This window comes from Pseudodesulfovibrio sp. 7M6, assembly GCF_050058625.1.
Lineage (GTDB): Bacteria > Desulfobacterota > Desulfovibrionia > Desulfovibrionales > Desulfovibrionaceae > Pseudodesulfovibrio > Pseudodesulfovibrio salinus.
Map to the genome: position 1 here is coordinate 1,425,284 of NZ_CP188816.1, position 20,522 is coordinate 1,445,805.

Annotated in this window: 19 protein-coding genes; 4 read left to right on the forward strand and 15 right to left on the reverse strand. The window is 56.5% G+C overall.

All coding sequences use genetic code 11. The annotated features are described in order from the left end of the window. Positions 1 to 7: 7 nt before the first annotated feature. The 10 genes from thiL to ACI0FG_RS06810 all read right to left on the reverse strand — a co-directional run bounded on the left by thiL (position 8) and on the right by ACI0FG_RS06810 (position 11,014). A complete protein-coding gene (thiL, locus tag ACI0FG_RS06765; protein WP_419787783.1) occupies positions 8 to 958 on the reverse strand; it encodes a thiamine-phosphate kinase in 951 nt (316 codons plus the stop codon). Between the two features lie 14 nt (positions 959 to 972). Next, positions 973 to 3,099 carry an ATP-dependent helicase gene (locus ACI0FG_RS06770; protein WP_419787784.1) on the reverse strand — a complete coding sequence of 709 codons (2,127 nt, stop codon included), beginning with the start codon at positions 3,097 to 3,099 and terminating at the stop codon, positions 973 to 975. A 3-nt stretch (positions 3,100 to 3,102) separates the two neighbouring features. Then, positions 3,103 to 4,407 (reverse strand): alkaline phosphatase family protein, encoded by a 1,305-nt coding sequence (locus tag ACI0FG_RS06775; RefSeq protein WP_419787785.1) that lies wholly within the window; start codon positions 4,405 to 4,407, stop codon positions 3,103 to 3,105. A 21-nt stretch (positions 4,408 to 4,428) separates the two neighbouring features. Then, positions 4,429 to 5,310, reverse strand: a complete 882-nt coding sequence (locus ACI0FG_RS06780; protein WP_419787786.1) for a DUF2156 domain-containing protein — start codon at positions 5,308 to 5,310, stop codon at positions 4,429 to 4,431. Beyond that, on the reverse strand, positions 5,307 to 6,704 hold the full coding sequence (locus ACI0FG_RS06785) for an MATE family efflux transporter (RefSeq protein ID WP_419787787.1): 1,398 nt from the start codon (positions 6,702 to 6,704) through the stop codon (positions 5,307 to 5,309). The genes ACI0FG_RS06780 and ACI0FG_RS06785 overlap by 4 nt, the downstream gene beginning before the upstream one ends. Positions 6,705 to 6,917: 213 nt before the next feature. After that, positions 6,918 to 7,634, reverse strand: a complete 717-nt coding sequence (locus ACI0FG_RS06790; protein ID WP_419787788.1) for an energy-coupling factor ABC transporter ATP-binding protein — start codon at positions 7,632 to 7,634, stop codon at positions 6,918 to 6,920. Further along, positions 7,631 to 8,395: a cobalt ECF transporter T component CbiQ gene (cbiQ, locus tag ACI0FG_RS06795; protein ID WP_419787789.1), complete on the reverse strand. Its 765-nt coding sequence runs from the start codon at positions 8,393 to 8,395 to the stop codon at positions 7,631 to 7,633. The genes ACI0FG_RS06790 and cbiQ overlap by 4 nt, the downstream gene beginning before the upstream one ends. 52 nt (positions 8,396 to 8,447) lie before the next feature. Further along, complete coding sequence (locus tag ACI0FG_RS06800) at positions 8,448 to 9,008, reverse strand: HD domain-containing protein (protein ID WP_419787790.1); 561 nt, start codon at positions 9,006 to 9,008, stop codon at positions 8,448 to 8,450. 68 nt (positions 9,009 to 9,076) lie between these two features. Beyond that, positions 9,077 to 10,030, reverse strand: a complete 954-nt coding sequence (locus ACI0FG_RS06805) for an ABC transporter ATP-binding protein (RefSeq protein WP_419787791.1) — start codon at positions 10,028 to 10,030, stop codon at positions 9,077 to 9,079. A gap of 3 nt (positions 10,031 to 10,033) precedes the next feature. Further along, on the reverse strand, positions 10,034 to 11,014 hold the full coding sequence (locus ACI0FG_RS06810; RefSeq protein ID WP_419787792.1) for an ABC transporter ATP-binding protein: 981 nt from the start codon (positions 11,012 to 11,014) through the stop codon (positions 10,034 to 10,036). Positions 11,015 to 11,092: 78 nt separating this feature from the next. Between ACI0FG_RS06810 and trmFO the strand changes: the two genes are divergently transcribed. The 4 genes from trmFO to traT all read left to right on the forward strand — a co-directional run bounded on the left by trmFO (position 11,093) and on the right by traT (position 16,985). Next, positions 11,093 to 12,433 (forward strand): methylenetetrahydrofolate--tRNA-(uracil(54)-C(5))-methyltransferase (FADH(2)-oxidizing) TrmFO, encoded by a 1,341-nt coding sequence (gene trmFO / locus ACI0FG_RS06815; RefSeq protein ID WP_419787793.1) that lies wholly within the window; start codon positions 11,093 to 11,095, stop codon positions 12,431 to 12,433. 77 nt (positions 12,434 to 12,510) lie between these two features. After that, positions 12,511 to 13,809 (forward strand): O-acetylhomoserine aminocarboxypropyltransferase/cysteine synthase family protein, encoded by a 1,299-nt coding sequence (locus tag ACI0FG_RS06820; protein WP_419787794.1) that lies wholly within the window; start codon positions 12,511 to 12,513, stop codon positions 13,807 to 13,809. A gap of 177 nt (positions 13,810 to 13,986) precedes the next feature. Beyond that, on the forward strand, positions 13,987 to 16,230 hold the full coding sequence (locus ACI0FG_RS06825; protein WP_419787795.1) for a S1C family serine protease: 2,244 nt from the start codon (positions 13,987 to 13,989) through the stop codon (positions 16,228 to 16,230). Next, the gene (traT, locus tag ACI0FG_RS06830; protein WP_419787796.1) at positions 16,230 to 16,985 is read left to right on the forward strand and encodes a complement resistance protein TraT; all 756 of its coding nucleotides are present in this window, start codon (positions 16,230 to 16,232) and stop codon (positions 16,983 to 16,985) included. The genes ACI0FG_RS06825 and traT overlap by 1 nt, the downstream gene beginning before the upstream one ends. Positions 16,986 to 17,054: 69 nt before the next feature. Here the strand turns inward: traT and ACI0FG_RS06835 are convergent, their stop codons facing one another. The 5 genes from ACI0FG_RS06835 to ACI0FG_RS06855 form a co-directional block, all read right to left on the reverse strand. Further along, complete coding sequence (locus ACI0FG_RS06835) at positions 17,055 to 17,390, reverse strand: ferredoxin-thioredoxin reductase catalytic domain-containing protein (RefSeq protein WP_419787797.1); 336 nt, start codon at positions 17,388 to 17,390, stop codon at positions 17,055 to 17,057. A 1-nt stretch (position 17,391) separates the two neighbouring features. Then, positions 17,392 to 17,643, reverse strand: coding sequence for a glutaredoxin family protein (locus tag ACI0FG_RS06840; protein WP_419787798.1), 252 nt, complete (start codon positions 17,641 to 17,643; stop codon positions 17,392 to 17,394). A gap of 71 nt (positions 17,644 to 17,714) precedes the next feature. Next, on the reverse strand, positions 17,715 to 18,599 hold the full coding sequence (locus ACI0FG_RS06845; RefSeq protein WP_419787799.1) for an amino acid ABC transporter permease: 885 nt from the start codon (positions 18,597 to 18,599) through the stop codon (positions 17,715 to 17,717). A 12-nt stretch (positions 18,600 to 18,611) separates the two neighbouring features. Beyond that, the gene (locus ACI0FG_RS06850; RefSeq protein ID WP_419787800.1) at positions 18,612 to 19,469 is read right to left on the reverse strand and encodes a transporter substrate-binding domain-containing protein; all 858 of its coding nucleotides are present in this window, start codon (positions 19,467 to 19,469) and stop codon (positions 18,612 to 18,614) included. Between the two features lie 135 nt (positions 19,470 to 19,604). Beyond that, positions 19,605 to 20,429: an amino acid ABC transporter permease gene (locus ACI0FG_RS06855; RefSeq protein WP_419787801.1), complete on the reverse strand. Its 825-nt coding sequence runs from the start codon at positions 20,427 to 20,429 to the stop codon at positions 19,605 to 19,607. Positions 20,430 to 20,522 lie beyond the last annotated feature (93 nt).

A 20,522-nucleotide genomic window follows, 5' to 3' on the forward strand; every position in this document is an offset into this window, starting at 1 on the left:
AATTCTCCTATTGATCGAAATGGTCGAATCCGGCGACGGCGAACGGTTTGCCGTTGACCACCAGTCCGGCTGTGTCGGTGACGGTGCCTATGACTGTGAGTCCCGGTACGGTTTCTATGCGCGGCATGTCCAGGGGAGCGGCGCATCCGAGCAGGGCGTAGTCTTCACCGCCCAGCATCGCTTCTTCAATGGGGTCCGTGCCCATGGCCAGCGCAAAGGCGAGGACATTGCCGTTGAGCTGTTCTCCCTTGAGGGTGATGTCCGCTCCCAGGTTTGTGCCAAGGAACCGGGGAAGGTCACGAGCCAGCCCGTCGGAGACATCCATGAGTCCTTTGGCTCCGGCGGCCTTGAGCAAGGTGCCTATCAGGACTTTTGGCTTGGGCCTCAGGTGGGCGTTGACGGCTGCGGGGAAAGCCTCGCGCGCCTTGTCCTTGAGCGATTCCAGGGCCATGAATCCTACCCTGGCCATGCCCAGATCTCCCACTGTGAAGAGCTTGTCGCCCGGGGCGCAATTGCCACGCGTCAGGAATATCCCGTCGCCCTTGGCAACCCCGAAAATCGTGATGGAGATGCCCAGCTTATCGGAACGGCAGAGATCGCCGCCCGCCAGCACCATCTCGTTTTGTCTGGCAAGCGTGGACATGGAGTGGAAAAACTCGTCCCAGAACTCGTCCGGGATGTCGGCCGGGGCCATGATGTCCATGTTGAAGGCGACCGGAAGCGCACCCATGGCCGCTATGTCGCTGATGTTGACGGCAAGGGCTTTGTGCCCGATATCCGCTGCGGAAAAATAGTCGCGCCGAAAGTGGATGTCTTCCAGGAAGAGGTCCGAGGAGACGCAATAGGGACCTTTGCCCGAGAGCACGGCGCAATCGTCTCCCCGACCAAGGGTAAGGGCCTCTCCTTTGTTCGCAAAGTGGGTGTCTATGAGTTTGAGGAATTGTTCTTCACTTTTCATGATATGCCAGCTTGTTAAAGAAGTTCTAGATAATCTCCGACAATGGTCTTGATGCCAAACCCCGGAAAATTGACCTTGAATTTATTCGATTCGGGCTGGGCGATGATTTTACCCTTGCCGAAAATCTTGTGTTTGCAGAATCCCAGTTTGGTCGGAGGTGTTTTGCTGCCGTTCCCTTCAGTTGTTGAAGGAGAAGCGGAAGCGGGCGGCTCACTCTGCTTTAAGGGAGTAACGGACCGCAAACCACCGCCGTACGATTCGTTTTTGCGTTCATAGACTCCGGCAGGCAGTTCCAGAATGAACGGGCTTGGCAATGTCGGGTCGGAGAGCCCGCTGGCCCGATTATATACCGACGCCGGAACGAACAGCTTGAGGCATTCCTTGGCCCTGGTGCAGGCAACATACATCAGACGGCGTTCCTCTTCCATATCTTCCGCACGCTGCATCGCCTTGCGCGAGGGGAAACGGTCTTCCACCAGATCGATGATGATGACCGCGCTCCATTCCAGCCCTTTGGCCGAGTGGACCGTGGAGAGCACAACCGCATTTTCTTTGCGCTCTTCCTCGTCCGGGTTGCCGTCCAGGCTGAGGTCGCCCAGGAATTGCTCCATGTCCGTATAGCCTGCCGCAATCTGCCCCAGTTGGTCCAGGCCTGCCTGTCGCTTGGGGTAGTCGTCCGGGTATTTCTCCACCAGGATAGGCTGATAGAACGTCAGGATGCGTTCAATGAGCGCACCGGGACGAGGCGGCAGGGCTCGAAGGGCATCCAGTTCCGCAAAGAGCTCTCGAAGCTGATCGTGCTTTTTGAACATTTTCCCCAGATACTTGTCGTCGCGGGAGTGAACCGCTTGATATATCTTGGTAACCGTTTTGGGGCCAACGCCTTTCACGTGGTCCAGCCCGCGTTGCCACGCAAGCAGGTCGTGGGGGTTTTGCACAAGCCGCAGGTAAGAGAGCACATCCTTGACGTGGGCGGCTTCGTGGAATCGGATACCGCCGAATTTCTGGTAGTCGATGCCGATACGGGTCAGTGCGACCTCAAGGGGGAAGGACTGGTAGCCCGCGCGAAAGAGTACGGCCACATCATGGAGCGGGTATTTGCGTCCTAGTTTGACGATTTCATCCACCACCAGCCGGGCCTGGCTCTGGTCGCTCATGGGATGGACGACTTCCGGCAATTGATCGCTGGTCAGGTCGGAGTAGAGCGTCTTATCGAATTTGGTGGCCGCTCCTTTCAGGATTTCGTTGGTCAAATCCAGAATGGGTTGCACAGAACGATAGTTCTTCTCCAGGCGGATGACTTTCGTACTCTCGAAAATTTTTGGAAATTCAAGAATGTTGGCAACATTCGCACCACGGAATGCGTAGATGGACTGCGCGTCATCACCCACGGCCATGACGTTGCCGCGCGTCCCGGCCAGATGGCGGACTATGCGCGCCTGGACCAGGTTGGTGTCCTGATATTCGTCCACCATGATGTAGCGATATCGGGTCTGTAGCTGGTTGCGCAGCGGCTCGTTCTTTTCCAGCAGCTCATCCAGCAGAAAGAGCAGATCGTCATAGTCGGCGAGGGCATGTTCTCGCTTGAACTGGGCGTAGCCGGTGGCCACAGTGTTCAAATCCTCGAGGTAGGGAGAGAGGTGGTAGGCCTCGCGTTCCAGAACGCCCTCGATGGTCAGTTCCTTGTTGCGCGACTTGGTTATCATGTCGAGCAGGGTGGCCTTCTTTGGGTAGGAACGATCTCCCTTGCCCAGCTCCAGCACGTCCTTCACTTCCTTGCACACGTTTTCGCTGTCCGCACGATCCATGAGGGTGAATCCGTTGGCGAATCCGATATCGGCTGCATTGCGGCGCAGGGTGGCGTAGGCAAACGAGTGGAAGGTGCCGCCGCTGGTACCGGTAAGGGGGCGGCCCAGGATGCTTTCGGCCCTGGCGAGCATTTCCTGCGCGGCCTTGCGGGTAAAGGTCAGGAGCAGTATCTGGGCCGGGTCCACACCGCTTTCCACCAGATGGGCAAGGCGGTAGACGATGGTCCGGGTCTTGCCGGAACCGGCACCGGCAATGACCAGCACCGGGCCTTCCGTGGCAAATACGGCTTCCCGTTGGGCCGCGTTCAGGTCGTTCTCAAAATCTATGCTCATGGGCTATTTGTCCCGAATGTTGAAATGGTCGAGGATGATGCGGCCGACGTCCCTCATGCGTTTCGGCTGTTCGCCCTCGCTGTCGAAAAATATGGCTCCCTCCACGGTATGAGCGCCTGTCCGGCCATGCAAGCCGAAAACAGAGTCCCGGTCGAATTTGGCCTTGAGATCGAAGCTGGGGCGCGCAACGCAGATCAGGTCCGGGCGATGCTCCAGCCCTTCGCCTGGGTAACACTCCTCGCCGGAAAGGACTGTTTCCATGACCCGCTCACCGTTCCAGGTCAAGTTCATCAGGCCCGTGCGGATTGCATCAAGCAGCGCTTTGGTCTCCTGCTCCATAACGGAACCGCGAGAGAATGTTGTTTTTTTATGCAGGTAGATACGTCCGGGATCAAGGGCAAATGCCCGGCTTTCCCGGCTGATGCACGAGGCGTCCCATTCGTCCGCCGGCGTTCCGTCCAGACTGAGATAGCCATGTTGTTTCAGCCATGTGTTGACGCAGACCTCCGTGGTCAGTCGGGTGAAGCCATGGTCGGCCAGGACCAATAGTCTCTTTTCTCCGGAGAGGGCGTCGAATTTGGCCAGGAACGTACCTATGGCCGCATCCCAGTCCGCAAGGAAGCCGAGGCAGGCTGTATGATACGGATGCTCCGCATCAAGCACCGCATCCATGGCAAAGTGGAAGAGCCGGTCCGTTTCCGTAAATACATGGACGAAGAGGTCCCAGGCCAGATCGTCCCAGAGCAGGGAGAGGGCGGTGAGCCTGGATTCCAGGGTGCGGCGCAATTCTCCCAGCAGATAGTCCAGGTCCCGGTTCCGTCTGGTTGTGTCCGCTTCCAGCCGGTATCCTGATCGGGACAGCATGTCTGCCAGGAAGGGCGGGTAGACCGCGTGCGTCAGTTCCGGGGCCACAAATCCCGCCACGATCATGCCGCGCATGGGACGCGCCGGATACGTGTTGGGCAGGTTGACCACGCGGGAGACCAGCCCGGCATCGCCCAATCGGTCGAAGACGGTCGGCCCTCGCACGTCCATGCTGTTGGCAACGTCCAGTCGGTAGGTGACCGGGTCCATGCGGGAGAATCCCAGAATGCCATGTGTTTCCGGACCTTCTCCCGTATAGAACGAGGTCCAGTTGACCGGGGAGAGCTCCGGCAGTTCCGCCCGAACCGTTGTTGCCTGTCGGGCCAGCCGTCCTATGTTCGGCAGGGTGGTCCCAAGCTCTTTTGCAAGAGACAGGGGGAGTCCATCCAGGCCAAGGACAGCCAGGCGACGGCGGGGGGCAGCGGCGGAAAGGAGCAGGCTCACACTCGGTTCTCCGGTTCCTTCCTAGAGCAGCTTGGCATTGAACTTTTTCAGAAAGAAGGCGGGATTGTAGGACTCCTTGGCCTTACGCAGTCCCGGATCGCCCAGATCCTGTTCGCGGTTGACGTTGGTGTACTCGGCCGCGTCCTTTTCAAGGAACATTTGGTTGATCGCCTGGTAGATGCCTTTGTACTGGATATTACCTTTCTCGAAATGGATGACCACGGATTCTTTGCACAGGGGCTCTGCCACGGTGTAGGCGATGACCTTGCCGTCCACTCGCAAGCTCGCGCCGGTCAGGTTGGTGATCTGGTCGAAGTTGTGCAGAACACGGGTGATGGCCCGGTTTTCCGCCTTCAGGGCTTCGGAGGGATTGTTCTCCTCATACCACTTGTACCACTCGTCCTGCATGTCCAGCACTTCCTCAACGCACTCGGGCCGCATGGTTTCGTACACAAAGTCGTAGCTCTTGATGAACTGATTGAGCAGGTTTTTCTTTTTGTGGAATTTCTTTCCCTTGAGGGAGATCAGTTCTTCAACGGCATAGACGTAATCCCAGTGGTCGCGATTTTCTTCAATGAGAATTGAATTGCCGTAGGCAACGGACCACATGCGGGTCAGGGCTTCGGGAACGCGTATGAACTTGCGGCCTTCCTGCATGGCCTTGCAATCCTTCCATTCATACTTTTCCCAGGGGCCGACCGGAGCCCAGAATACGGTTTCCGGCCTGGTCTGGCGGATGAAGCACAGCCCTTTGTGAAAAGCCCATTCCAGGCCGTAGTGCTCGGCCCAGCCATATATATTGGCAAAGGAAAAATCACTGGTCATGAGCTGCGGGCAGCCTTCCAGGCATTCGTGATATTCCTGCTGTCTGTTAAGATTGATGGGTTCGAATTCTAGTGTCATGCGGATACCTTGTTTGCTTTGCGGTTTTTGATCATAGCGAAACGCTGCCAGTTTTTGAAGGAGTAGTAATAGAGCAGCGTCAGTGACTGGACAATCTGGGAACAGAACATGGCGATCCAGATACCTTCTGCGCTTCGCATACCTAAGTGACCAAGATAGTAGGCAAGAGGGAGCCTGATAGCCCAGGTTGCACTCCCCATTATGAGCATATTGTAAAAGGTGGCCCCGGCTCCATTGAGTGCCCCGGCCAGTATCATGGACGTGAGGGTAAAAGGAATGGCCAGAACATTCCACTTGAGATAGCTCATGGCCTGCGCGGCTACGGTCGGGTCCGTGGTCAGAAGGCTGACCCATTCCGGGATAAACTGCCATACACAGACGGTGAAAATACAGATCGAGACTACGCCCAGCCCCAGAATGCGGAAGCCGAACCGTTTAGCCTCTTCAAGCTGCCGCGCACCCAGATAGTGGCCGATGAGGATCGACGCCGTCATGCTGAAGGCGAAGGCGGGCAGGAAGAGCAGCGCCTCGATACGCAGTCCTACGGCCATTCCTGCGAGCGCGTCCACCGGGTCCCAAGGCAGGCTGGCGGTGATGGCATAGAGGAAGAGGTAGCCTGATTGCCACACGATCTGGGTCAGTCCCGAAGGCCATGCAACCTTGAGCAGGTAGGGCAGCGCGACGCGGGCCCATCGCCACGGAGCGAAGCAGGCCCGGCAAAGCAGGCCCCAGCGGGCCAGGACAAAGAGGTTGAAGAGCGCGCCGCCCGTCACCGAGCCGAACGTAGCCCAGGCCAACCCCTTGAAGCCGATCTCCGGGAATCCCCACCAGCCGAGGCCGAGGCCGATATCCAGCACAGCATTGATGGTCGTTACCAGGATCATCGAATAGAGCGGGAACATCACCTGTTTGTGAGCGCGGAAGATGGCGTTGGTTATGGTCAGCAGATAGTAGGGCGGCAGCACATACAGATAGACGGTCAAAAAATAGCGGGTGATGGGCCGCATGGTTTCCGGCACCTGGAGTGCGGTAACGATGAATGTCTTGAAGGGCAGGCCCACGAACATGATGACGCTGCCGAGCATGAGCACCATGACGAGACAGAGTCCGACATACCGGTTGGCCCTGCGCAGGAGGCCTGCTCCGAGGGACTGGCTGATGGCCGCCACAGCGCCGTTGGCCACGGCCATGGCGAGGATGAGAAGAAAGAGCAGGGACTGGGTAATGATGCCCAGCGAAGCTTGCACATGCCGGTCTATGTGTCCCGCCACCCATACGTCGGCCAGACCGATGCAGAAGTGGAAGAACATCATGATGATCTGGGGCCAGGCCAGATGCCAGATAGTGCGGTACGGAGCCCGCGTCATATCGGTGGAATTGAAAGTTTCAGGCATGGGGTTTCTTTTTGCTGCGGTCGTGATCCGACCCTCGCAACATAATAGGTCCTTTTCGGCGGATGCCAAGGGGGAGCGGTTATTTTTTTTGAGAATGGGGAAGCGGTCGTCGCGTTGCTTTCGGGACTATGCCAGGCAACGCGGAAGACCCATCCTTCCCGGTACGTTTTGCTTCAGTATCTGTACGCGCCCTGGGCGAGGGAAGGAATAGGGTCAATGCTCGTGCGGGATGTCGCCTTCTTCGTGAATGTGTACGTGGGAATGGGGCTTGAGGCTGCCGGGATGGATGCGGCCGTCACGCATGCCCAGGAGCGAGTTCGTGGTGGCGCTGAGAAAGTCCGGTTCGTGCGAAACCACAAGACGGGCCATTTCCAGATTTTTCAGAATGTCCACCAGCCGTTCCTTGGCTTCGGGTGAAAGACCGGTGGTCGGTTCGTCCAGTATGAGGACCTCAGGCCGCATGGAGAGGATGGTAGCCAGGGCCACGAGTTTTTTTTCGCCACCCGAAAGGCGGTAGGGCACCCGATCCTCGAAGCCGGAAAGTCCCACGGTTGCCAGGGCCTCGGCTGCGCGTTCCCTTGCTTCTTCAGGGGTGAGTCCCTGGTTCAGGGGGCCGAAGGCCACGTCATCTAGCACGGTGGGGCAGAAAAGCTGATCATCGGAATGCTGGAACAGGAATCCTATTTTGAGCCGGGCTTCATCGAAATCCTTGCCGTCGGCCATGGTTTTGCCAAAGAGGGTGACCTCTCCCAGGCTCGGTTTCAGCAGCCCCATGAGGATGTGCAACATGGTGGTCTTGCCTGCGCCGTTCGGGCCGAAAAGACCTATCTTTTCGCCCTCATGAAGGTGAAAATTGAGGCCATTCAACGTGGCATTTTGGCCAGGGAAGGCATACACGATGTCGTGCAGGGCAATGATGGTTCGATTCATTGTATTCTCATTATTTCAAGGCAGATGATCGTGGCGGACAAAAGCAACGTTGCCGCGAGAAAGACGTAGTCGCCCAGTGGGGCGGCAAAGCGGGTCAGGGTATAGAAACGTCCGCGAAAGCCGCGGCAGCGCATGGCACCGTGCACCCGTTCGGCACGATCCCAGCTGCGCACCAGGAGCATGCCTAGCAGCCATGCGTAGGAACGGTAGGTGTGGCGGTTTGTTCTTGGGTGGAAGCCCCGCGCCTGCATGGCCTGACGCATCGTCATGTATTCCTGATGGATGACGAAAATATAGCGATAGGTAAAGAGCAGGATGTGGCAGAGTTTGCCCGGCACGCCCAGCCGCTGCATGGCCGGTCCGAGGTCCTGCACCGCTATGGTCCCGAGCAGGGCCATGAGGCTGAGCAGGATGGCGTTGGATTTGACCGTGAGCAGCAGGGCTAGGTCCACGCCTTGCCGGGTGGCCGACAACGGTCCCAAGGCGAGAATTTGATCGCCCGGCATTGAGAAAGGGATGAATAGCCAGAGAAAGAGGATGAACGCATTGACCGCCAATACGCGCCGGATGACTCGGCCCGTCGAGAGCCGGGCCAGCAGCACGAGCAGAAACCCGACCAACAGCGCCGCCAGCGCGGCCTTGAGGTCGTGCAGGACGGCCGCAGGCAGCGTCAGTACGGCTGCCGCCAACAGGCGGAACCTGGGGTCGAGCCTGTGGACGAGGGAGTTGCCTTCGGTGAACGGAGCGGAAATGGTGGACAATGCGCGGCCTTACCCGTTTTTAATGGATATAACTCTCGTCTGTCGCAGATGGCTAGTTTGCCAGTCCGACTTCCGGTGCAATCTTTTCCACGGCATCAATGGCCAGTTGCAGGAATTCTCCCAGCTCCAGGCCGATCTTGTCGCACTCGCGGATACATTCGCGATTGACACTGGCCGCAAAGGCCTTGTCCTTCATCTTCTTTTTGAGGCTCTTGGCTTTCATGCCCTCAATCTTGGTGGGGCGGACCAGGGCTCCGGCGTGTACCATGCCGGTAACCGTCTCTCCGCAGCGCAGGGCGTAGTCGAAGTCCGTGGACGGGGCCTCGGCGCCGTTCATGTCGTTGGCATGGCGTCGGATGGCATCCAGCGCTTCCGTGGGGAGCTTGCCTTCCAGCATTTCCTCCGTGTCCAGTCCATGGCGGGCCGTCTCGGTCTTGGTTGTGGCATAATCCAGATCATGCAGCAGTCCGGTGATGCGCCAGAGCTCAACGTCCTTTCCCAGCTTTTCGGCCAAGGCACCCATGACTGCTTCGGATTCCAGCGCATGGTTGATCAGGCTGGCTTCGGTATTGTGTGCTTTCAGCAGTTCCAGAGCTTCATTTCGAGTCAACATATCGTACTCCAATTCCTTAAAGTATAAAATTAAGTTTAAGTTTTAATAATTTGAAATTTATAATTTTATTAGTAAAGCCAGCAGGCGGTTTGTATGCCGGTTTCAATTTCTTTCAACGGTGGCCTTTCTTGCTCGCACTTGGCAAATGCCTTGGGGCACCGTGTGTGGAAAGGACACCCTGACGGCGGGTTCATGGGGCTGGGTAGATCCCCTGTGAGAGGGATGTGCTGTGCCTGTAGCGTCGGGTCTGGAACAAGGACGGCTGATAGCAGGGCCTTGGTATAGGGATGGCGGGGAGAGGCGAAGAGTTGTTCGCTTGGTGCCATCTCCATGATGTGTCCCAGATACATGACGGCGACCCGGTCCGCGATGTGGCTGACGACCGACAGGTCGTGAGAGATGAAGACATAGGTCAGGCCGAGGCGGATTTGGAGATCGCGCAGCAGCGCGAGTACTTGCGCCTGTACCGAGACGTCCAGGGCCGAAACCGGTTCATCGCAGACAATGAGGTCCGGATCGAGAGCCAGGGTGCGGGCCACGGCAACGCGCTGCCGCTGGCCGCCGGAAAACTCATGCGGATAGCGTGCTCCATGTTCGGGAAGCAGCCCGACAAGAGCCAGAAGCTCCTCTACCTTGGCCTTGCGTTCCGCCGGGGTGCCGATTTTATGGATGTCCAGCCCCTCGCGGATGATCGAGCCTATCTTGTGGCGGGGGTTGAGCGAGGAGTACGGATCTTGAAAAACCATCTGCATACGGCGGCGCAGGGCGGTTTCGTCCCACTCCCGCACTGGGCTGCCTTCGAATACGACTTCTCCCGAGGTTACGGACTCCAGCCCCATGATGCACTTGGCCAGGGTGGACTTGCCGCAGCCGGATTCTCCTACGAGACCGAGTGTCTCGCCCCGCTGCACACTGAGGGAGACGCCGTCCACGGCCCGTACCGTATCCGATTGCAGGCCAAACAGGCCGCTGCTGACGCGGTAGTGCTTGCAGACATTCTTGAGTTCGAGAAGGGCTGCCATGCGCTATGCTTCCTCTTTATCATCGTACAGCCAGCAACGAACGTGTCGGCCGGACTTGACCTGCCTGAGCGGCGGCAGGATCAGGGAGCATTTGGGAAACGCCTTGGGACAGCGAGGGTGAAAGCGGCACCCCTGGGGCAGATCAAAAATTGATGGAACCACGCCGGGAACCGGATGCAGGTCCGAGCGGTCGCCCAGGATGGGGACCGAGGCCAGCAACCCTTGCGTATAGGGGTGGAGCGGTTTGGCAAAGAGGGAGGCCGCGTCCGAGAGCTCGACCACCTTGCCGGAGTACATGACGGCTACCCGTGTCGCCATGCGCGCCACCACGCCGAGATCGTGAGTAATGAGCAGGAGCGAGCCGTTCATTTCCGTCTTCACCTTGTCCATCAGGTCCAGAATCTGGGCCTGGATGGTCACGTCGAGGGCCGTGGTCGGCTCGTCGGCAATGATGAGGTCCGGGGCGCAGGCCAGGGCCATGGCTATCATGACGCGTTGCCGCATCCCGCCGGAAAGTTCGTGCGGATAGGCTCGTGCAATTTTTGGGGGATTGGGAATGCCCACCTGTGCCAGCGCTTCCACGGCCTGCTCCAGCGCCTGCTTCCGGTGGAGTCCCTGGTGCAGGATCAGCGGTTCGGCAATCTGGCCGTCTATGCGGAAGACCGGATTGAGTGAGGTCATGGGTTCCTGGAATATCATGGAGATGGCATTGCCGCGTATGCGGCGCAGGGCACTTTCATCCATGTCCAGCAGGTCTTCACCCCGGTACAGCACGCTGCCTTCCGTGACACGGCCCGGCGGGTCGGGTACAAGGCCCAGAATGGAGAGTGCGAGCACGGTTTTTCCACATCCGGATTCGCCTACCACGGCCAGGGTTTCTCCTTGCATAATGGCAAGGCTGACGGTATCCACCGCCCTGGCGATGCCGCGCGGGGAGGAGAAGCAGGTTGTCAGCCCGCGAATGTCGAGTAGGGGATCGCTCATCAAGAATTTCACCGGTTCGCCGTTTTCGGATGCTATACGGCATATTGCAGCGAACGTAAACGATATCGGGGTTTGTAAATGGCAAAGGTGATCGTTGTTGGCGGCGGGTTGGCCGGATGTGACTGCGCTTGGCGACTGGCCGAGGCGGGTGTCGAGGTCGAACTCTACGAGATGAAACCGGACAAGCGGTCCGAGGCACACCTGGAGGATGGACTGGCCGAGCTGGTCTGCTCCAATTCCTTCCGTGCCACAGGACCGGCGGCGGCCATCGGCCTGCTTAAGATGGAGATGGAAGCGCTGGGCAGTCTGATAATGGAAGCTGCCCATGCTACCGAGGTCCCGGCAGGCGGCGCATTGGCCGTGGATCGTACCCTCTTCTCCGAATACATTACGGATAAGATCGAGAATCATCTGAATATCAGCGTAATCCGGCGCGAGATCGTCTCATTGGACGATCCGGCATTGTCCGGCGCGGATGGAGTCGTCATCGCAGCCGGACCGCTGGCTTCCGAGGGGATGGCCAAAAGCCTGATGGACGCCGTTGGCGATGCGCGTCTCTATTTCTATGATGCCATCGCCCCGATCATTTCCCGGGATTCCGTGAATTTCGACAAAGCGTTCTGGGGCTCCCGTTGGAAGCCGGAGGACGATGATTATCTTAACTGCCCCATGGACGAGGCTGAGTACAAGGCCTTTGTGGCCGAACTCCTGGCCGGGGAAAAGGTCAAGCCGCGTGCCTTTGAGCAGGAAATCCATTTTGAGGCGTGTCTGCCGGTTGAGGCCATGGCGGAGCGGGGCGAGATGACCCTGGCCTTTGGTCCGCTCAAGCCGGTTGGTTTTGTGGACCCGCGTACCGGCGAACGTCCGTTCGCCATTGTTCAGCTGCGCGCGGAGAATCGCGACAAGACGGCTTTCAATCTGGTGGGATTCCAGACCAAGCTCACGTATCCGGAGCAGAAACGGGTGTTTCGCATGATCCCCGGTCTGGAGAACGCGGAGTTCCTGCGCCTGGGGTCCATTCATAGGAATACCTACGTCAATGCGCCGGAGGTGCTGGACGATGGGTTGCAACTGAAGGCCCGGCCCGGCTTTTATCTTGCCGGGCAGATCACCGGAGTGGAAGGATATCTCGAATCCGCCGCCTGTGGTCTCTGGCTTGGGCTTTCGTTGGCAGCAAAGCTGAACGGCGAATCACTTGCCGCCCCATCGAACAAAACGGCTCTGGGAGCATTGCTTGGTCATTTGCGCACCAGGCCGGAGAAGGTCTTTCAGCCTTCCAACGTCAACTTCGGACTCATGCCGGGGTTGGATGTCAAAATGAAAAAGAAGTTCCGCAAGGAAGCCTACGGGAAACGGGCGCAGGAGGCTTTTGCCGCCTGGCTGGAAGCTCAGCCCTCTGCCAGCAAGGCAGGAGAATAGGCATAACGGGAGTTGCCATCCCGTCATCTTTTTCGCATGCTGGTGCATCAACCAGTGAATTACGGAGTGAATCCATCATGGACGAGAAAAAATTAGGAACGCAGACCTTGGCACTGCATGCCGGGCATACGCCGGATGCAACCGGTTCGCGTGCCGTGCCCGTGCATATGACCACGGCGTATCTTTTCAAGGATGCGGCCCATGCCGCGAATCTTTTTTCCCTCAAGGAACCGGGCTATATTTACACCCGGCTGAATAACCCGACCACCGATGTAATGGAGAAGCGGTTGGCCGCTCTGCATCATGGTGCGGGGGCCGTTGCCACGGCATCCGGTATGGCGGCCATTTTCTATGCCGTGACAACCATCACTTCGGCCGGGCAGAATATTGTTACCGGTTCCAATCTGTATGGCGGCACCCAGACGCTGTTCGAGCATACCCTCAAGCGATTCGGCATCGAAGCCCGATTTGTGGATTCCTCCGACCCCGCAAATTTCGAGGCGGCCATCGATGAGAACACTCGTCTGGTATACAGCGAAGCCATTGGCAATCCTCGCTGCAACGTGGATGACCTGCGCGGTATTGCCGAAGTGGCTCACCGCCACGGTCTGCCGTTTATTCTGGATGCCACCGTTGCCCCGCCGCCCATTTTTGATCCTTTTGATATCGGCTGCGACATCGTTGTCCATTCCCTGACCAAGATCATCGGCGGTCACGGCACGGCCATGGGCGGCGGCATTGTGGAGAAGGGCGATTTCGACTGGGCAGCAGGAAACAGGTATCCCGAATTGACGGCTCCGGATCCGACCTACCACGACATCAGCCTGTGGGATGCCCTTGGTTGCGGTAGCGGGCCTTGCCCGATTTTCACGACCAAAGTGCGCATCGGCATGTTGCGCGACACCGGGGCCACCATTTCGCCCATGAACAGTTTTCTCATTATACAGGGTATGGAGACGCTGGGGATACGTGCCAAACAGCATTGCGAGAATGCAGGCAAGGTGGCCGAGTTCCTGGCAGGGCATCCGGCCGTGGCATGGGTCAACTATGCGGGGCTGCCCAGCCATCCCGACCATGACAGGGCGAAGAATACCTTCCCGCTGGGGCCGGGAGCCGTTTTCGGTTTCGGCATCAAGGGTGGTGTGGAAGCCGGGCGCAAGTTCATCGAATCGGTGAAACTCTGTTCCCACCTAGCCAATATTCTCGATGCCAAGACACTGGTTATCCATCCGGCATCGACCACGCATGGTCAGTCCACGCCTGAGGAGCAGTTGGCCGCTGGTGTGCCGCCAGACCTGATTCGCATTTCTGTGGGACTTGAAGATGCGGCGGATATCATTGCGGATCTTGATCAGGCCTTGGGTTGCTCTCAGTAACGCAACATTTTAAAATAATATGTAAAAGCTCAACTTGTTTCGCAAGTTGAGCTTTTTTTATTGTAATTTATTGCGTTTTGAACAAGCGTTGTTTATTCCTTTCGAACCAATATGTTGTTCTGAATATCGTGCTGATGTTCTTTTGTTCGTTTTCATCCGGGATAGAGAGAGGTTTGTATGCGACGGGTCATTCTGATGGCGTCGATTTTTTGTTGTCTTTTGCCTTTGATGGCGTCCTGCCAGACCGGGAAAACCGGTGGCACATCCCAATTCAATCTGTTTTATACCCCTGAAGATCGTGTCAGCGAGCTTGTTGTACAGGAAAAGCTGGATGATGCGGTAGCTGTCTACGGAGAGCAACGCGAGTGGTTCAAGGCCAACAGCTCCGACCCGGACGTTCAGGCCCTGCTCGGAAAGCTGGCTTCTGCCATGGAGGGCCGGTTCAAGGTTCAGCTGGAAGAGAACATGGCCAAGGTCCAGGGCGTATCCTGGCCCTGCGCTTCCTCCCAATGGCCCGAAGCTCAGTCGGCGCTTAAAGGCTTGGAGGATGTCGTCCTTAAAATGGAAGCGATCAAACTCTTTGCGAATTCAGCGTATCGGCCGGCTGATTTGGACCCGGCCAAGAAGTTGTTGCAAGACAAGCGTACCGCCATGGAACAGGGGGCCGGGGCTGCTTTTGCCAAGTATGATCTGACCTCCGCGCCCGACTTCTTTGCCTCCTATCCTATTCCACTTGATGCGGCTTCCATTCTTTCCGCCCAGCAGAAGGCGTGGGACGGTGCTGTCAAACAGGCGGACAAGGACGGGTTGCTTCATCTGTCCACGGTCTACGGGCCTGTTTTATCGGATGAGATGAAACAGGAACTGGCTACGGCCTATTTCCGCAAGCTTTGTCCGAAACCTGAAAAAGCGGATGTGGCGACGTTGCTTGGTGCCTATGCCAAGGTGGGCGAGGCCGGACTCAAACTGAATGCCGTACCGGGTGTGAAGATCGCCTTTTTGGAGGTCACCAGCGACACGCTCAAGAAGAAGGGAGTCATTGAATTCCCTGTGGCGGTGGATCTTGATTTGCCGTTTCAAGTCTCGTCAGCACCACTCAAAACTGGTTTTGCGAGCAAGGCGGTGAAAGATGCCGATATCGTCATTCTTTTCAATCTTGCTATGACGAGAACGAATCGCCATGTGGATACAAGCAATTATGTAAAGTCAACCTATGTGGCAGGCTACCGCGAAGTAAACAATCCCGATTGGGATGTCCTTCAGGTCGAGTTGGAGCAGGCCAATACGGTTTACATGACCAAATCGGCTAGCGCCGGTGGCTATACCGGAGGCGGTTATTCCTTTTCTGACTTTCTTTATACCGATCCCTGGAAGGCGAGTGAGGTGGATAAGGCTAAGGCAAACCTGGACGAACTGAAGGATAAGCTTCGCAAGACGCCTCGCTATATCAAGGAGGCTGTCTATCAGGAATATCCGTACCAGCGTGTGGAAGTTGAGTCGATCAAGACAGGATCGGTCCAGTATTACGTCGTCGACAAGCGCAAGAAACGTTACTACTCGGATTTCTTCGATATTCATTCACAGGAATTCTTCACTGTTGCCTATAATCTTCAGGACTCCGACCCGAACATTGACGAGATTAAAAATACCAATGTCACCGAGAAGGACGTGGATCAGTTTGAATCATCCGCGGTCAAGGTGAAGCTCTCCGAGTTGCTCGACCATTACGCGGGCCACCGGGGCAAGGCCCATTCCTATGGTTCCATGGCGGATATTCGGCGGAACATCATCAAGAATCGCAACGTGGCCGTGGCCAATGCCAAGAAGGAGGACTACGGCTTCGACAAGCGTGAGGATAAGCGGTTTGAGAGCGTGGTCGTGGTTGAAAACTCCAATTCGCTGGGTTCCGGCTTTTACGTCACCAGCGATCTCGTCCTGACGAACTACCATGTAGTTAAAGAGCAGAAATTCATTGAATTGAAGAAGTGGGACAAAACCGAGACGTTCGGCAAGGTCGTTGCCAAGGATGTCCGTCTCGATCTCGCCTTGGTCAAGGTGCAGGATAGAGGAGCCCCAGTAACCTTCTATGATCGAAAAGATGTCAAGCTGGGGGACAATGTGGAAGCCATTGGCCATCCCGAGGGCGTCGACTTCACTTTGACACGAGGCATTATCAGCAGTGTGCGCGAGCATACTTCCATAATGGGCGTCAAAGGCAAGCCGGTTTTGTTCATTCAGACGGACACCGCCATCAACCACGGCAACTCCGGTGGTCCGCTATTCCTTGGCGCGTATGTTATTGGAGTCAATGACTGGGGGTATGAAACAAAAATTGCCGTGGGCCTGAACTTCAGCATCCACTATTCGGAAGTCTTCAAGTTTCTGAACCAGAATAACGTAGCCTACAGGAAGGGGCACTAATGCGACGCAATCTCACCATACTCATCTTAGTGATTCTGGCCTTACCGTTTATCCTTCAGGGGTGCCTTGCCTCAAATAGCCGCATGGGCATGGTTCAGGCGGAAGATGGGCTCATGTACGGTTCTGCCATGAGCAATCAGTTTATTGTTGATTCCAGCCTTTTTGTGAACAACAAGATCAAGTTGCGCATCCGCAACACCTCGGGAGATCCTTCGTTTGACCTGTATGGCTTCCGTAGGCAGTTGGAGAACGCCTACCGGGAGCTTGGGTATGAACCGGTCAATACCAACGATTTTGGCATTCTGCTCGATATCAATGTCACCTACTCCGGCCAGGTTCAGCAGGATATGAGTACCAAGTATGCCTTTGCAGGCGGAGCATTGGGCGGAACCGCCGGAGCGTATGATCCTGTCTCGGAGGGCAAGGGGAGGGAGGCCATCGCCAAGGGGGGCGCAGGCTTGGTAGCTGGAGCAACCCTGGGGTATATCCTCGGCAGCTACGTTACCGACGATACTTACGTTATTGCTTCGGACATCTCGTTCGCCACAGTCGCTCCGCGTGAAGAAAGTGATGGCACCACCATCGTCTTTGGCAAGGATGAGAAAATAAAGCGCAAGAAGAACAACTTCCGTGGATTTCGTCAGCGCGAGACCCTGCGAATGCTGGTATATGCGGGCGGCCGCAATGTCAGCCAGTCAGAGATCGTAACCGGAGTGCGTGACCGCATGGTACGCATTCTTCGGGATGTGATTTAGAGGAAGAAAGGTAAGTAACAAAAAAGCCCAGGAAGAATTTCCTGGGCTTTTTTGTTTTCGGTATCGGTATTAGAAGAGAATCTTTTCCGGCGGACGGCGTTCCGGTACCACCTGCTTTTCAATGGTCCCTTCGTTGTATTCCTTGCTGACGTAAAGGGCGCAGTAGCAGGCTCCGTATTCCTTAACATCTTCCTCGCGGTAGACACAGGGGCAGACGATATCACGGTCCGCCTCGAAGTCGCCGTTGGCAAGACGACACGGACAAGCCATGTAGCCGAGCTTCTCCTTGTTGATGAGCAGGCTTTCCAGCAGCGGCATGGTCATGGTTTCCATATCCACGTTGAAGTAATACCCTTTGGGTTCCTGCAGATTCTTGAGCGTCTCGTAAAGATGTTTGGCGTCCATGCTATTTCTCCAAGGCTTTGTCTATCTTGTCCTTGTTGAAGCCGACGACCACGTTGTCCTTGATGACAATGGTGGGAAAAGATACCGCAGGGTTGTAGTTCTTGACTTCCTGCACAATCTTTTTGCGTTCGTCGCCAGTCAATTCATCCACATACACGCATTTGTATTTGACGCCGCAATCGTCCAGATATTTTTTTGCATTCCTGCAGTGGATGCAGGTAGACAGGGCGTAAACTTTGACATCTTCGTTCATTTGAACCGCCTCCAATTTGGTACGGTTGGTATTTATGCTTCCACGATAGCTTTGTTCCGGGGCGGTCGGGATCAGTATCTTTTCAAACTGACTTCAAGCCGTCTCACCGCCAGCGAGCAAAGGAACGTCAGGACGAAATAGAGGATGAACACTACAATCCATACCTCGAAGCTCAGGTAGGTGGTGGTCATGATCTGTTGGCCTTGAAAGGTCAATTCCTCAATGGAAATGACGGATACAATGGCCGAATCCTTGATTATGGATATAAACTGTCCAGCCAGGGCTGGCAACATGCGCGTGAGCGCCTGGGGTAAAATGACATATAACAGGGCCTTGGGCCTGCTCATACCCAGCCCTGTTGCGGCTTCCCACTGGCCTTTTTCCACGGATTCCACTCCGGCCCGTACGATCTCCGCTATGTATGCGCCTTCAAACAGGGCCAGCGTCAGGATGGCTGAGAGAAATTGCGGAAAACGTTCCATGGGGCCGAAGAGCCAGGAAAGGATGTTGCCGGTTTCCGGCGGGATATTGCGGACGAACTCGGCGACGCCGAGCAATTGCATGATCTGGTCGCCGATGAAAAAATAAAAGATGAAAATGAGTACCAGCGGCGGGGTGTTGCGAATCAGGCCCACATAGGTGCCTGCTAGCTGGCGTCGGAAAAGTTTCGGGCTGATTCGCATGAGCCCTACCCCCAGCCCGGCCAGAGAGGCCAGTACTCCGGCCCACAGGCTGAGGCGGATGGTGGTAATCAATCCCTGTATCAGCAGCCCCGGACGCCATGCCCCTGTTGTCTGGTCGTGGCGCACCAGGAACTGCGGAATTGCCTCCCAGCGCCAGTGGTAGTTCAACCCTATGGAGGCGCGGTAGATGCAATATCCCACAACACCCGCCAGCACCGCCAGGATGGCGGCGTCCGGCAGGGTGAGGTGCTTTTTGGCTTTTTGTTGCGGCAAATCGGGACTCTGCTACTGAATCTGCGATTCCCACTCGTTGGTGAAGAACCAGTAGTGGTAGCGGTTCTGCAACCAACCCTTGCTCATATTGACCCGAACCCAGTTGTCGAGCCAGTTCAGGTAGTCCAAATCCCCCTTGCGCACGGCAAAGGAAATGGGCTCGCGGGTGAAGTCATCCTTGAGCGGGAGATAGAGCGAGTCGCTGTATTCCTTGACTAGGGTAAAGGGCAGGGGATTGGACGCGACCAGGGCGTTTACCCGGCCGTTCAGCAGTTCCTGGATGGTTTGCGATTCCTCGTCAAAGAACAGCTTCTTGGCATTAGGCAGGAAGTTCTTGGCAGCCTCGGCGGCCGTGGTGCCCAGCCTGACGGCAATGGTGGTATCCGGCGTATCGAAGTCCTTGAGGGTGGAGCGACCGCTGGCCGATTTCTTGTCGGCCACGATGGACATGCCCGAGAATTCGTAGGGGATGGAAAAATTGACCTTGAGATTGCGCTGGGGAGTCACGGACATACCGCCAATGATGATGTCGAACTTGCCGGTTAGCAGCGCAGGGATGATGCCGGACCATTTGGTGGGCACGAACTCGACTTTGACGCCCATATCCTCGGCCAGTTTGCGGGCAACGTCTATTTCAAATCCAATGTAGTTGCCGTCTTTATCCTTCATGGCCCAGGGCTTGAAGGTGTCGAAACCAACCTTGATGGAGCCGCGCTTGAGGATGGTCTCCAGTTGGCTCTCCCGGGCAGTTTCGGACACGGCGGATTTGGTGTCGGTGCTTTCTGATTTTCCCGGGGCCGGTCCGCAGCCTGCTGCGGCCAGGGCGAGGCACAGGATTGCGGCAGCCGTAATGATACGTAACGTCTTCATTGTATGCTCCTTGTTGCGGTTTAGCTATTCGTTTTGCATGAAGCCTGGGCAAAGGTGACGTGGGAAACGCCAAGAATGGCGATCATTATTCCCTTGGACGTTCGGATGGCTCTCCATATTGTCATGGGTCCTCCTTTAGGCTGTTGGCGACGAGATGCCGCCAAGGCGTTTTTCCAATATTCTTGCCACGCTCGATAGACTGAGTGTGACAACGAGATAGATGGCTGCGACCGTAAACCAGATTTCGAAGGTCAGAAAGGTCTCAGCGTCGATCATCCTTCCCCGCTGCGTCAAATCGAGGATGGCCACAGTGCTCACCAGAGCCGAGTCCTTGACAAGGGAGACTGCCTGACTGGTGATGGGGGGCAGTACCCGCCGTATGGCCTGTGGCAGGATGATTTTGCGGTACATCACGGAGGGCGGCATTCCCAGGCTGCGGGCTGCCTCCCATTGGCCTCGGTCTATGGACGTTATGCCTGCCCGGAATATTTCCGAGGCATAGGCCCCTTCAAACATGCTCAGGGCGATGACGGCCGCCCAGAATCCGGACAATCCCAGGATTGGGCCCGCTACGAAATAAAGGAAAAAGAGCTGGATGAGCAGCGGGGTATTGCGGATCAACTCCATGTATACCCTGGCCACGCCTATTGCCACGATGGAGCGTGACATGCGCATGAGAGCAGTTCCCAACCCCAGCACGAGCATGAGTACCATGCTTATGGCTGTGATCTCCAAGGTGATGCCGAGACCCTGCAGAAGGGGACCCGTGGTATATCCGGTTGCCGACGGTTTGAGGATGAAGGCCGGTATGCGGTACCATTGCCAGTTATAGCCCAAACGGGTCGACCCGGCTGCCAGCAGCCAGATGATTCCGGCCATGACGAGGAGGTATTTCCCGGTGTCCAGAAGGACGGCGGGAGTGATGCGGCGAGGTTTGTTCGGTGTCCGTTCTCTATCCATGTAAACGATGTGGTCATAAGGTCCGGTGCCGACGCGACGATTTCAGTATAACTATTTTTTCGCGCGAGGCCAGACTCTTGTGGCCCGGAAATT